We start from the raw sequence: 13,506 nt of genomic DNA on the forward strand, positions 1-13,506 counted from the left end.
GATGAGGAGCCCGATGGCCGGCGTGCGCCCGTTGCGTTCGAGTGATCCGTCCTCCATCGCCTCCTACGAGCTCACCGGATTCCTCGGCGAGGGCGGGCAGGGCAGCGTCTACCTGGGGCTGTCGCCGTCCGGGGAGCAGGTCGCCGTCAAGCTGCTGCACGCGAGGTTCACCGAGGACGAGCGGGCCGTGCGGCGCTTCCTGCGCGAGGCCGACTCCGCGCGGCGGGTGGCCGAGTTCTGCACGGCGCGGGTGCTGGACGTGGGTGAGGCCGATGGGCGGCCGTACATCGTGGGCGAGTACGTCGACGGGCCCTCCCTGCACCGGCAGGTGACCGCCGAGGGGCCCATGCAGGCGACGGCGCTGGTGCGGCTGGCCGTGTCCACCGCCACCGCGCTGGCCGCCATCCACCGGGCCGGAGTGATCCACCGGGACTTCAAGCCGGGCAACGTGCTGCTCGGTCCGGGCGGGCCGCGGGTGATCGACTTCGGGATCGCGCGGGCCCTGGACGTGAGCCAGAGCGTGAGCACGAGCGTGGTGGGCACTCCCGCGTTCATGGCGCCCGAGCAGTTCCTGGGCGAGCCGCTGCCTGCCAGTGACGTGTTCGCGTGGGCCGGGACCATGGTGTTCGCGGCCACGGGGCGGGGGCCGTTCGGGTTCGGGGCGTTGCCGGTGGTGATGCATCGGATCATGAACGGGGAGCCCGACTTATCGGGGGTGCCCGGCTCGCTCGCGCCGTTGCTGCGGGCCGCCCTGTCCAAGGACCCGCATCAGCGGCCCACGGCCGACCGGCTGCTGCGGGAGCTCATCCGCACCTCGGGGCCGGCAGGCGTGCCGCAGGCGGGTCCGGCCGCTCCCGCGCCGCGTGCCGGCGGCGGCGCGGGCGGGCCGGGGGGCCGATGGGCATCGCCGGGGTCCTCACCTGCTCCGGGAGGGCCGGCGGGGGCCCGATGGGAGCCGGCGCCGTACTCGCCCGGTCCGGGAGCGGTGACGGCGCCGCGGGCGAGGGGCGGGCGAAGGTTGCTGGTGTCGCTGAGCGCGGCGGCCACGGCGCTCGTCGTGGGGCTCGCGACCTGGGCGGTCGTGCGGCTCAACGACGCCGGGAGCCCGACGCCGGCCCCGACCGCGGACCTCGCCAGGAACCCCGCGACGAGCCCGGCCGCCGGCGGGTACGGCAGCGCGCTCGCCTCCGTCGTGCGCCCGTCCCGCGAGAAGGGCGGCACGGTGCGCGTGTCCTCGCAGTCCCTGCTGGAATCCACCGATCCGGCGGACATGTTCTCGACGTACTCGCGGAACATGGTGCGCCTCTACGGCCGCTCGCTGACGTTGTTCAAGCCCGCGCCGGGCCCGGCGGGCACGGAGATCGTCCCTGACCTGGCCGAGAGCCTCGGCCAGGTGAGCGACGGCGGCAAGACCTGGACCTACAAACTCCGACAAGGCGTGAAATATCAGGACGGCACGCCGATCACCGCGCAGGACGTGAAGTACGCGGTGCTGCGCAGCATGGACCCCGGCTTCGCCCAGGGCGGGTTGTTCTTCGACGTCCTGCTCGACCTCCCCGGCGGCTACGAGGGCCCCTACAAGTCACCGGACGCCGACACCGACCGGGCGATCGAGACCCCGGACGACAGGACGATCGTCTTCCACCTGCGCAAGCCGCTGGCCACGTTCGACCACGTCGTCCAGCTGCCCGAGACGATCCCGGTGCCGAAGGCGCGCGACACGCGCCAGGACTACAAGTCGGCCGTGGTGTCCTCCGGGCCGTACCGGATCGAGAGCACCAGGGAGGACTACGTCGCGCTGGCCCGCAACCCCCACTGGGACGCGGCCACCGACCCCAACCGCACGGCCCTCCCCGACCGCTTCGTGTTCACCTACGGCATGGACGCCGGCCAGGTGACCGGCCTGCTGGAGGCGGGCAACACCGAGATGGGCGGCTTCCTGCCGGAAGACGCGTACGCGCGCATCCTCGCCGACCCCGCGCTCAAGGCACGCGCGGACGCCCCCGTGGTGGCCGTCCGCACCCTGGGGATCAACCCGCAGGTGCCGCCGCTCGACAAGCCGGAGTGCCGCCGCGCCGTGGTCCGCGCGCTCGAACTGGAGGCCGTGTCCACCGCCTCCCGCGCGGTGCCGGACCAGGCGCCCACGTCACTGGTGCCACCGGACCTGCCCGGCGAGCACTACCGCGACCCCGACCTGTCTCCGCGCGGTGACCAGGCCCGCGCCCGCGAGGCCCTGACGCGGTGCGGGCGGCCGGACGGCTTCAGCACCACCTACATCTACCGCGAGCTCCCCGGCGAGAAGGAGGCCGCGGAGGCCGTGCGGGACAGCCTGGCCAAGGTCGGCATCAAGGTCACGCTGGATCACGCGCCGGTGGAGAAGTTCCACAAGGAGTTCGGGGGCGTCCCCGCGAACCTGAAGAAGAAGGGCGTGGGGCTGATCGCCAAGGCATGGGCCCCCGACTGGCCCGACACCTACACGTACCTGCCCGCCCTGGTGGACAGCAGGGAGCTCGTGGAGGACCAGCCGTCGGTCAACCTCACCGTGCGGCTGCCCGCCGTGGACGAGCTCCTGGACAGGGCGGTCGCGGAGCCCGACCCGAAGGCCAGGGCCGGGCTGTGGGCGCAGGCGGAGCGGCGGGTGGCCGAGGAGGCGGTGCTGGTTCCGACGACGTGGCGCCGCGCGTTGCTGCTGCGCGGCGCCACGGCGACGAACCTGCACGTCAGCCCGGTGTTCGGCGACTACGACCTGGTGACCATGGGGGTGGACGCCGTCAGCTCGTGACCGCCAGGGCCAGCGGCAGGACGGCCGGCGCGCCGGCGTGGCGCACCTGGGCGGCGGCGAGCGTCATCGTCCACCCGGTGTCCACGCGGTCGTCCACCAGCAACACCGGTCCGCCGCACTGGGCGATCGCGGCGCCCAGCTCCTTGGGCATGGCCAGGGTGCCCCTGATGGCCTGCACCCGCTTGGCGCTGTTGAACTGCTTGCCCGGCGTGCCGGACCGGTAGCCCAGCTCGCCCAGGTACGTCAGCCGCCCGACCTGGGACAGCCGCTCGGCGAACCCGCGCACCAGCAGGGGCCGCGACGCGGACGGCACGTTCACCACGGCGACGGGCCGCTCGCGCCAGTCCCAGGCGGCCAGCACCTTGATCACGGCGGCGAACAGGTCGTCGGGCACCGGCCCGTCCTCCCCGGCGAACAGCTCGCGCAGCCGGTTGCCCCATCCGATGTCGGTCAGCCGCCCGAGCGCCCTGCCGGGTTCGGCGCCCAGCTCGGGCTTGATCCGCCCGGACAGGTCGGGCATGCCCGTCGGCCACTGCTTGCGGGCCTCGATCTCGACGCCCGGCCTGCTCAGCCGCTCGCGCGCGTCCTCGACGGCCTGCGCGCCGATCTCCGGCGAGCGGTGCCGCCCCGTGCAGTTGTCGCAGCGGCCGCACGGCGTGGCGGTGTCGTCGTCGAGGTGCCTGCGCAGGAACTGCTCGCGGCACTCGGTCGTGGTGAGGTAGGCGAGCATGGCCTCCTGCTCGGCCCGGCGCTCGGCGGCGATGCGCTGGTAGCGCTCGGCGTCGTACGCCCACGGCTCGCCGGTGGCCTCCCAGCCGCCCTTGACGCGGCGGACGGCGCCGTCCACGTCGAGGACCTTGAGCATCATCTCCAGCCGGCTGCGGCTCAGGTCGACGGCCGTCTCCAGGGCCGGGGTGGACATGACGCCCCGCTCCTCCAGCGTCTGCAGCGTGGCGCGGACGACGGGCTCGGGCGGGAAGGCCAGCGAGGCGAAGTACGCCCAGATGTCGCGGTCCTCGGTGCCGGGCAGCAGGATGACCTCGGCCCGCTCGACCCCGCGGCCGGCCCGTCCGACCTGCTGGTAGTAGGCGACCGGCGACTGCGGCGCGCCCACGTGCACCACGAACCCCAGGTCTGGCTTGTCGAAGCCCATGCCGAGCGCGCTCGTCGCCACCAGCGCCTTGATCTTGTTGCCGAGCAGCGCCTCCTCGGCGGCCAGCCGCTCCGACTGCTCGGTCTGCCCGGAGTAGGCGGCCACCTCCAGCCCCTGCTCGCGCAGGTAACCGGCGATCTCGTGGGCGGCGGCCACGGTGAGGGTGTAGACGATGCCGGAGCCGGGCAGCTCGCGCAGGGTCTGGGCCAGCCAGGCCAGGCGCTGCTCGGCGCCGGGCAGGCGGACGACGCTCAGGTGCAGGCTCTCGCGCTCCAGCGGCCCGCGCAGGACCAGCGTGTCGTCGCCCTCGGGCCGCAGCTCGGCCGGCAGGCGCATCTGCTCGGCCACGTCGCGGGTGACGCGCGCGTTGGCGGTGGCGGTGGTGGCCAGCACGGGGATGCCCGGCGGCAGCTCCGCGAACAGCGTGGACAGCCGGCGGTAGTCGGGCCTGAAGTCGTGGCCCCAGTCGGAGATGCAGTGGGCCTCGTCGACCACCACGAGCCCGGCGCTCTCGGCCAGCTCGGGCAGGACGTTGTCGCGGAAGTCGGGGTTGTTGAGCCGCTCCGGGCTGACCAGCAGCACGTCCACCATGCCCTCGGCGACCTGGCCGTAGATCTCCTCCCATGCCTCGGGGTTGGCGGAGTTGATCGTGACGGCTCTGATGCCCGCGCGCTCGGCGGCGGCGATCTGGTTGCGCATGAGCGCGAGCAGCGGGGAGACGATGACGGTGGGGCCCTCGCCGAGCTCGCGCAGCAGGGCGGTGGCCACGAAGTAGACGGCCGACTTGCCCCATCCGGTCCGCTGCACGACCAGCACCCTGCGCCGGTCGAGCACCAGCGCCTCTATGGCGGCCCACTGGTCGTCACGGAGGCGAGCGTGGTCGCCGGCGAGCGCCTGAAGGCGCTCTTCCGCCTCTTCCCGCAGCATCGCGGCATCGGGGGCATCAATCATGCCCCCCTTGTTACCAGACGCGCTGTTCTCTTCACTCCTCAAAACCACTTCCAGCCCTTACGGCAGGCCGCCCTCACCCCACCCGCCGCCCGTGGCCGGCCCCTGTCCAGGGAGACGCTCCTCCGGTTCACGGGCGGGCCGCCGCGACGCGCGCCACGTGGGCCGTCGAGGTGGTTCAAGGGCGGCGTGGCGGGGCGCGGCGCCCTTGAACCACCTCGACGGTCAAGCGGGCGCACGTGACGGCGGCCGGCCACGTGCGGGTTCAGCGGGCGTTCTCCTGGAGGCCCTCAGCCCCGTGCGGCGGGTGGCGGTGCCCTTGGCCGTGCCGTGACAGAGGGTCCTCCTGGCCGTGGGGAGGGTCACTTGTCCGCGTGCTCGGGGAAGGCGTTGATCGTGACGCGGTGCATGCGGCGGCGTTCGGTGTAGTCGGCGACGGCGTAGTGCTGGGTCGGGCGGTTGTCCCAGAAGGCCAGCGTGCCGGGGCGCCAGCGCAGGCGGAGCTGGAACTCCGGCGACCGGATGTGGTCGATCAGGTACGGCAGCAGCGCCTCGTTCTCCCGGTCGCTCAGCCCCACCAGCCGCGTCGTGGAGGCGCGGTTGACGAAGAGCGCCTTGCGGCCGGTCTCGGCGTGCACGCGCACCACGGGCCGCTCCACCGGCGGCCACTTCGCCTGGATCTCCGCCAGGTCGAACGGGTGGCCCTTGGCGATGGCCTTCTTCATCGACATCGTGATGTCGTGCACGGCCGTCAGCTCGTCGCACAGCCGCTGGATCGGCTTCGACAGCGTCTCGTACGCCAGGTACGTGTTCGCCCAGCACGTGTCCCCGCCCACGCTGGGCAGTTGCATGCAGCGCAGCAGCGACCCCATGGGCGGTGTCGGCTCGAAGGTGTTGTCGCTGTGCCATTCGTCCCCGCCCTCACCTTTGGGGGAGGTCTGGTCGAGGACGTGGATGGGGCTGGTGGAGTCCTTCTTGAAGGCGGGATGGTTGAGCGTGCCGAAGTTCAGGGCGAACTGCAGGTGCTGCTCGTCGTCGATGGGCTGGTCGCGGAAGAACAGCACGAGGTGCTTGAGCCACCCCGCCCGCAGGGTCGCGACCTCTTCCTGCGACAGCGGCTTGCGCAGATCGACCCCGGTGACCTCGGCGCCGATGTGCTTGGTCACGGGATGGAACTCGATCATGACACCTCCGGTGAACAGGCGGGAACCCCTCGGACAGAACGTAAGACCCAAGCAATTGCTTGGTCAAGGCGCTGGAAGGCGACCGATCCATTGCTCGAACACATCTGCGATAAATCGAGTAGGATGCCGGAGCAGACGTTCTCATCGCACCTGTCGACCGCATGCGGAAAGATCGTTACCGTGGCGTGAGCGTCGCCCTGGATATGCCACGCAAGACCCGGCTCGTGCCATCATCTCCAGGGGCACACACGTCGGATCCCCGCGACGGGGGCAGGTTACGTCGACGCCTCGCACGCCGATCTGACGCTTCGCAAGCGGGCTGACGGCTACGGTTACAGCACGAGAACAGAAGGAGGATGCGCTTCCCCTCGGCGCGACGGCCGAGGCAGCCGCGCAGCACAAGATGGCCCGACGCACGACTGCACCCCCGCCTGAGGACTTCGAGGAGCGGATCGTCGACATCGACGTCTCCGCCGAGATGCGCGCGAGCTACCTCGAGTACGCGTACTCAGTGATCTATCAGCGTGCCCTGCCCGACGCGCGCGACGGCCTCAAGCCCGTGCAGCGGCGCATCCTGTACTCGATGAGCGAGATGGGCCTGCGCCCCGACCGCGGGCACGTCAAGTCGTCCCGCGTTGTCGGCGACGTCATGGGCAAGCTGCACCCCCACGGCGACAGCGCCATCTACGACGCGCTGGTCCGCCTGGCGCAGCCGTTCTCCATGCGGCTGCCGCTGGTCGACGGCCACGGCAACTTCGGCTCGCCCGACGACCTGCCCGCCGCCATGCGTTACACCGAGGCCAGGCTGGCCCCGGCGGCCATGCTCATGGTCGAGTCGCTCGACGAGGACACCGTCGACTTCAAGCCCAACTACGACGGCCAGGAGACCGAGCCCACGGTCATGCCGTCGGCGTTCCCCAACCTCCTGGTCAACGGCACCAGCGGCATCGCGGTGGGCATGGCCACCAACATGGCGCCGCACAACCTCGTCGAGGTCGTGGCCGCCGCCCGCCACCTGATCAAGAAGCCGGACGCGACGCTCGACGAGCTGATGAAGTACGTGCCGGGGCCCGACCTGCCGACCGGCGGCTCGATCATCGGGCTGCAGGGCGTGCGCGACGCGTACGAGACGGGGCGCGGCACGTTCCGCATGCGGGCCAAGTGCGTGGTCGAGCAGATCACGCCGCGGCGCAAGGGCATCATCGTCACCGAGCTGCCCTACAACGTGGGCCCCGAGCGCGTGGTCACCAAGATCAAGGAGCTGGTGACCAGCAAGAAGCTCCAGGGCATCGCCGACCTGAAGGACCTCACCGACCGGCACAAGGGCCTGCGGCTGGTCATCGAGATCAAGAACGGCTTCATCCCCGAGGCTGTGCTGGAGGAGCTCTACCGGCTGACGCCGATGGAGGAGACCTTCGGCATCAACAACGTCGCCCTGGTCGACGGCGAGCCGCGCACCCTCGGGCTGCGCGAGATGCTGCAGGTCTACGTCGACCACCGGCTGGAGGTCGTGCGCCGCAGGTCGGAGTTCCGCCGGCGCAAGCGCGAGGAGCGCCTGCACCTGGTCGACGGCCTGATCATCGCGCTGCTCAACATCGACGAGGTCATCCAGGTCATCCGTTCCTCCGACGACTCCGCCCAGGCGCGCACCCGCCTGATGGAGGTCTTCGACCTGACCGACATCCAGGCCGCCTACATCCTCGACACGCCGCTGCGCCGCCTGACCCGCTACGACAAGCTGGAGCTCGACCGCGAGAAGGAGACGTTGAGCGACGAGATCGCCAAGCTCACCGAGATCCTCTCCTCCGAGGCCAAGCTCCGCCAGGTCGTCTCGGGCGAGCTGGCCGACGTGGCCAAGAAGTACGGCACGCCGCGCCGCACGGTCCTGCTGGAGGCGCCCGGCGTGACCCGCACGCCCGTGGTGGATCTGCAGGTGGCCGACGACCCGTGCCTGGCCATGCTCTCCTCGACCGGCCTGCTGGCCCGCACCCCCGACGCCACGCCGCTGCCCGGCGAGGGCGAGCGCGCGGCGCACGACGTGCTGCTCAGCGTGGTGCGGACATCCGTGCGCGGCGAGGTCGGCGTGGTCACCTCCCACGGCCGGCTGATCCGGGTGCAGGTGGTCGACCTGCCCACGCTGCCGCCGTCGGCCAACCCGCCGTCGTTGTCAGGCGGGCATCCGGTGTCCGAGTACGTCTCCCTGCAGCCCGACGAGAAGGTGGTCGGCCTGGGCTCCCTCGACCCCGACGGGCCCGGCCTGGCGCTGGGCACCGCGCAGGGCGTGGTCAAGCGGGTGGTGCCCGACTACCCGGCCAACCGCGACGACTTCGAAGTGATCACCTTGAAGGACGGCGACAGCGTGGTGGGCGCGGTCGAGCTGGAGTCCGAGTCCCACGACCTGGTGTTCATCTCCTCCGACGCGCAGCTCCTGCGCTACCCCGCCTCGCTCGTGCGGCCGCAGGGCCGTCCGGCGGGCGGCATGGCGGGCATCCGGCTCGACGACGGGGCCAGGGTGATCTGGTTCGGGGTGGTCGATCCCGAGCGTCCCGCGCATGTGGTCACCGTCGCCGGCTCCTCCACGGCGCTGCCCGGCACGCAGGTGGGCGGCGGCAAGGTGTCCGACTACGCCGAGTTCCCCGCCAAGGGGCGCGCGACGGGCGGTGTGCGGGCCCAGCGGTTCCTGAAGGGCGAGGACGAGTTGCTGCTGGCCTGGGCCGGTCCGGCGCCCGCCAAGGCCGTCTCGGCGGTGGGCAAGCCGGTGCCGCTGCCGGAGGAGGTCGGCCGCAGGGACGGGTCCGGCGTGCGGCTCACGCACACGATCGGCGCCGTCGGCGGCGCCCTCGGCTCCGGCCCCGAGCCGCAGCCGGGCGGCCAGGCTCCGGCGGCCGGCGGCTCCGGCGACGACTCCGCCGACGAGTAGCCGTCGCGGTGGCATGACCCGCTGCGGCGGCCCGCCCGGGAGCAGTCCCCTATCGCCCGGCCCGGGCCGCCGCAGCGGGAGCCCTACACGTCCCGGCAGAGGCAGAACGGGTGCCCCGCCGGGTCGAGGAACACCCGGAAGCTGTCCTCCTCGCTGGGCTGGTGCTCGTGCTTGGTAGCGCCGATCTTGAGCACCTGCCGCTCGGCCTCGTCCATGTCCGTCACCGTGAGGTCGAGGTGGAACTGCTGCGGCCGGTCGGTGCTGGGCCACACGGGCGGCTGGTGGTCGGGAGCGAGCTGGAAGGCCAGCCGCTTGGGCGAGCCGCCGTCGCTGACCACCACCCAGTCGTCCTCGACCGAGACGACCGGCCAGCCCAGCAACTGGGAGTAGAAGCCGGCCAGCCCCTGGGGATCCGGACAGTCCAGCACGACGGTTCTGAACTCGGCGATACCGCCCATGCCTATCGGCTCCTTTCACGAGACAATGGGTGCCATGGCTGCCAACTCGTTCATGGTTCCGCTCGGCACTCCCGCGCCCGCGTTCGACCTGACCGCCATCGACGGCGGCAGCGTATCGCTGGAAGATCTCAAGGGCTCTCCCGCCACTCTCGTGGTCTTCCTCTCGAACCACTGCCCGTACGTGCGGCACATCGAATCCGGCCTCGGCGCCCTGGCGAGGGACTACGGGGCGAGGTTGTCGATCGTCGCCATCTGCAGCAACGACAGCGTGAACTACCCCGACGACGACCCCACACACCTCGCGGAGCAGGCCGCCCGGGCCGGGTTCACCTTCCCGTACCTGCTGGACGACACCCAGGACGTCGCCAAGGCCTACCGCGCGGCCTGCACCCCCGACTTCTTCCTGTACGACTCCCAGTTCCAGCTCGTCTACCGGGGCGAGTTCGACGGCGCGCGGCCGGGCAACGACGTGCCGGTGACCGGCTCGTCCCTGCGGCCCGCCATCGACGCCCTGCTCGACGGCGGGCAGGTGCCCGAGCAGCAGAACCCCTCGCTCGGATGCGGCATCAAGTGGAAGCCCGGCAACGAACCCATGTGATCTTTCTGGTCTCCTCTCGCTCCGTCGCTCTATGATCACCAGCAGTCCCGGGCGAGTCACCGACGACGCGAATGGAGACCGTGATGGTCGCACCACGGACTGCCTTACCCGCTCTGGCCCTGGTGGCCCTGCTCGCCGCCGGCTGCGTCAACCCCGCTGAACGGCCGGGCGGCGCCACCGGCCCGGCCACGTCCGGCACGGCGAACCGGATCGGCTTCTTCGGCTTCGCCAAGGCCAACTCCTTCTCCGCGGCCACGTTCGCCGGGGTCGAGGAGCACGCCAGGGCCGGCGGCGCCACGGCCGAGTTCCTCGACCCCAACTTCGACGCCCAGGCCCAGGTGCAGCAGCTCCAGGACGCGGTGACGGCCAAGCGGTTCGACGTGTTCGTCGTGCAGGCCAACGACGGGGCGGCCGTGGTGCCGGCGATCCGGTCCGCCGTACGGGCGGGGATCACGGTCGTCGTGCAGTTCACCCCCGTCGGCACCCGGTACGACACCGCCGAGCCGCAGGTGGACGGCACGATCACGCTCGTGGACGTGCCCACGCTGAACGGCGAGGGCCTCGGCAGGCTGGCGATCCAGGCCTGCCGCAGCAGGAAGGCGAGCCCCTGCGAGGTCGCCTACCTGGAGGGCCTGAAGGCGCTGCCCCTGGACAACGCCCGCACCCGGGCGGCACTCGGCGTGCTGGAGGCCGCGCCCGGCGTGCGGGTCAAGGCCCGGGCCGAGGGCGGCTACACGCAGGAGAGCGGGCGCAGGGCCATGCAGGACATCCTGCAGAAGGACCCCGGCATCGACGTGGTCATCGGCTCCTCGCAGGCCGTGCTCGGCGCCGAGGCCGTCGCAAGGGGCAAGGACATCCTGTACGTGGCCAACGGCGCCTCCCGCCAGACCGTCGAGGCGGTCCGGGAGGGCCGCTGGTTCGCCGCGTACTACCTGCCCGTCAAGACCCTCGGCGCCAAGGCCGCGGAGCTGGGCCTGGCCAAGGCGCGGGGCGGCAGCGTGCCCGCCACGAACGTGATGACCGACGTCGCGCCCGGCACGGCCATGGGCACCAAGGACGCGCTGGCCCAGGTGCGCGGCGAATACGACGAATGACCCGCGACCACGGCATCCTCGCCGGGGCCGCGGCCCTGGTGGTGCTGCTCTCGCTGGCCACGGACACGTTCCTGACGCCGGGGAACCTCGTCAACCTGCTCGACCAGACCGTCGTGGTGGGGCTGCTGGCGTGCGGCATGACGCTGTGCGTGATCTGCGGCGTGTTCGACCTGTCGGCCGGCGCGGTGCTCGCCGTGAGCGCCATCGTCGCGGTGGTCGTCACCGAGCGCGTCGGCGTCCCCGCCGGGTACGCGGCGGCGGTCGCGACCGGCGCCCTGCTCGGCACGGTCAACGGCGTGGTCGTGGTGCTGTCGCGGGTGCACTCGTTCATCGTCACGCTGGCGCTCGGCCTGGTGCACCGGGGCCTGGCGCTGGTCGTCACCGGCGGCGCGATCGTCTACCCCGGCCCGCCCCGGCTGGCGGCGTTCCAGTCGCTGAGCTGGCCGACCGTGCTGGGCGGCGTCACCGCGGCCTCGCTGCTGCTGGTCGTGGTGGCCGTCGTCACGTCGGTGCTGCTGTCGGGCACCACGTTCGGCCGCCGGGTGTACGCGGTCGGCGGGAACCCCACGGCGGCCTGGCTGTCCGGGATCGGCGTGCGGTCGGTCCGCGTGGGCGTCTTCGCGATCAGCGGGGTCTGCGCGGCCCTGGCCGGGCTGGTGCTGGCCGCCCGGGGCGGCTCGGCGCAGTCGGACATGGGCACGCTGCTGGAGCTGACGGCCATCGCGGCGGCCGTGATCGGCGGGACGAGCATCCTCGGCGGGCAGGGCACGGTCTGGCGCGGCATGGCGGGCGTGCTGATCCTGACGCTCATCGGGAACGGCTTCAACCTGCTCGGCTGGGACACCACCTACCGCCCGATCGTCGAAGGACTGCTGATCCTGGGGGCGGTGAGTCTCGATCAGCGGCTCAGGCACCGAGGTGTTTGACAGGAAAGATCCACAAACTTGTCACGGGGACGTTACGATCTGTTCCATTCGTTTGGCGGATCTCGAAGGGCCCAGATGACCAACCCCCCGCGCGTACCGAAGGGCATCAATCCCCACATCCCCAACGCCGCGCGCATGTACGACTATTATCTCGGCGGCAAGGACAACTTCGCGGCCGACCGCGCGGCCGCCGAGAAGATCATGGCGCTGGGGCCCAGCCGGGAGATCTGCCTGGCCAACCGGCGGTTCCTGGGCAGGGCCGTGCGCCATGTCGCCGGCCTCGGCATCGACCAGTTCATCGACCTCGGCACCGGCCTGCCCAACCAGAACAACGTGCACGAGGTCGCCCGGGAAGTCCATCCGGACGCGCACGTCGTCTACGTCGACTACGACCCCGTGGTGATCGTCCACGCCCGCGCCCTGCTGGCAGGCACCGACTCCAAGATCACCATCGTGCACGCCGACATCCGCGCGCCCGCCACCGTCCTCGACGCGCCGGAGACCGCCCAGCTCATCGACTTCAGCCGGCCGGTGGGCGTGGTGTTCCTCGGCGTGCTGCACTGCCTGACCGACGCGGAGGACCCGTGGGGGGTCGTGGCCGCCTTCCGCGAGCGGCTGGCGTCCGGGAGCGCGCTCATCCTCTCCCACCTCACCGACGACGCCCATCCCGAGGTGGGCAAGGCGGCGCGGGAGGTGTACGACGAGGCGGACGCGCCGCTGATCCACCGCGGCCACGCAGCGGTCACCCGCATGTTCGAGGGCTTCGACCTGCTGGAGCCCGGCGTGACGCATGTGGGCGACTGGCGGCCCGACGAGGCGTGGGAGACGGAGCTTGCGGGCGGCGAGTGGTGGTACGTCGGCGTCGGCCGCAAACCCTGACGCCGACGCGGTGGCACGCCGGCGTCGGCTGCGACCCCTGACGCCGCTTACGTGCCGGAGGCCACGAACCGCGGGCCGGAGACCCCGGACCGGAGACTGCGGACCGGAGACTGCGGACCGGAGGCGACGGGCCGGAGGCTAGGTACTGGCGGCGGCGATGGCGGCGGGCAGGGCGAGCAGCAGTTCGTGCGGCTCACCACCCTCCCAGTGCCGGATCAGCTGGTTGCCCGCCTCCCCCGGATCGAACTCCTCACATCCCAGCGGCCCGAAGCAGCCCGCCTGGTCCAGCATGAGGATGAGCGGATCGTCGTCCGGGAGGCTGCCCGCGTAGGCGGCGGCATCGAGGAGGGCAAGGGCACACCTGGCGTTGCGGCCGTCATCCCTGGTCTCCACACGATCAAGGCGGCGCCGGGCCTGGGCGCGGAGGTACACGGCGAGCGATTCTGACCTACTCACGACAAACCTTCTTGGATTACGTACGTACGGCTACGACATCATCACTCAAGGTGAACGGTTTTCGTGGGAGGTTTGCCAACTCCAGCCTGTCGCCACCCCGCCATCGCG

General features: G+C 71.7%; 10 protein-coding genes. 6 read left to right on the forward strand and 4 right to left on the reverse strand.

From position 1 onward, the window contains the following. The first annotated feature begins 13 nt into the window (after positions 1-13). Positions 14-2,782: an ABC transporter substrate-binding protein gene (locus tag ACBJ32_RS17395; RefSeq protein ID WP_375127605.1), complete on the forward strand. Its 2,769-nt coding sequence runs from the start codon at positions 14-16 to the stop codon at positions 2,780-2,782. Here ACBJ32_RS17395 and ACBJ32_RS17400 read toward each other — a convergent pair. Both ACBJ32_RS17400 and ACBJ32_RS17405 read right to left on the reverse strand, forming a co-directional pair. Beyond that, positions 2,772-4,886: a RecQ family ATP-dependent DNA helicase gene (locus ACBJ32_RS17400; RefSeq protein ID WP_375127606.1), complete on the reverse strand. Its 2,115-nt coding sequence runs from the start codon at positions 4,884-4,886 to the stop codon at positions 2,772-2,774. The two genes, ACBJ32_RS17395 and ACBJ32_RS17400, sit on opposite strands and share 11 nt — an antisense overlap. A 359-nt stretch (positions 4,887-5,245) precedes the next feature. Beyond that, entirely contained in the window at positions 5,246-6,067 is an 822-nt protein-coding gene (locus tag ACBJ32_RS17405) for a TauD/TfdA dioxygenase family protein (RefSeq protein WP_375127607.1), read from the reverse strand. A gap of 403 nt (positions 6,068-6,470) precedes the next feature. Here ACBJ32_RS17405 and ACBJ32_RS17410 point away from each other — a divergent pair, with 403 nt between their 5' ends. Beyond that, the gene (locus ACBJ32_RS17410) at positions 6,471-8,987 is read left to right on the forward strand and encodes a DNA topoisomerase (ATP-hydrolyzing) subunit A (RefSeq protein WP_375127608.1); all 2,517 of its coding nucleotides are present in this window, start codon (positions 6,471-6,473) and stop codon (positions 8,985-8,987) included. An 83-nt stretch (positions 8,988-9,070) separates the two neighbouring features. Here the strand turns inward: ACBJ32_RS17410 and ACBJ32_RS17415 are convergent, their stop codons facing one another. Then, positions 9,071-9,445, reverse strand: a complete 375-nt coding sequence (locus tag ACBJ32_RS17415; protein ID WP_375127609.1) for a VOC family protein — start codon at positions 9,443-9,445, stop codon at positions 9,071-9,073. 34 nt (positions 9,446-9,479) lie between these two features. Between ACBJ32_RS17415 and ACBJ32_RS17420 the strand changes: the two genes are divergently transcribed. The 4 genes from ACBJ32_RS17420 (at position 9,480) to ACBJ32_RS17435 (ending at position 12,942) form a co-directional block, all read left to right on the forward strand. Continuing rightward, positions 9,480-10,043 carry a thioredoxin family protein gene (locus ACBJ32_RS17420; RefSeq protein WP_357867617.1) on the forward strand — a complete coding sequence of 188 codons (564 nt, stop codon included), beginning with the start codon at positions 9,480-9,482 and terminating at the stop codon, positions 10,041-10,043. A gap of 83 nt (positions 10,044-10,126) precedes the next feature. Next, positions 10,127-11,137, forward strand: a complete 1,011-nt coding sequence (locus ACBJ32_RS17425; RefSeq protein ID WP_375127610.1) for a sugar ABC transporter substrate-binding protein — start codon at positions 10,127-10,129, stop codon at positions 11,135-11,137. Beyond that, on the forward strand, positions 11,134-12,063 hold the full coding sequence (locus tag ACBJ32_RS17430; protein WP_375127611.1) for an ABC transporter permease: 930 nt from the start codon (positions 11,134-11,136) through the stop codon (positions 12,061-12,063). Before ACBJ32_RS17425 ends, ACBJ32_RS17430 begins: the two co-directional genes overlap by 4 nt. A gap of 75 nt (positions 12,064-12,138) precedes the next feature. Next, a complete protein-coding gene (locus tag ACBJ32_RS17435) occupies positions 12,139-12,942 on the forward strand; it encodes an SAM-dependent methyltransferase (protein WP_357867608.1) in 804 nt (267 codons plus the stop codon). Positions 12,943-13,080: 138 nt separating this feature from the next. Here ACBJ32_RS17435 and ACBJ32_RS17440 read toward each other — a convergent pair whose 3' ends face one another. Then, positions 13,081-13,398, reverse strand: coding sequence for a hypothetical protein (locus tag ACBJ32_RS17440; protein WP_375127612.1), 318 nt, complete (start codon positions 13,396-13,398; stop codon positions 13,081-13,083). Between the last annotated feature and the right edge of the window lie 108 nt (positions 13,399-13,506).

The sequence above is a fragment of the Nonomuraea sp. GTA35 genome (assembly GCF_041950525.1).
In the GTDB taxonomy this organism is placed as follows: Bacteria; Actinomycetota; Actinomycetes; order Streptosporangiales; family Streptosporangiaceae; genus Nonomuraea.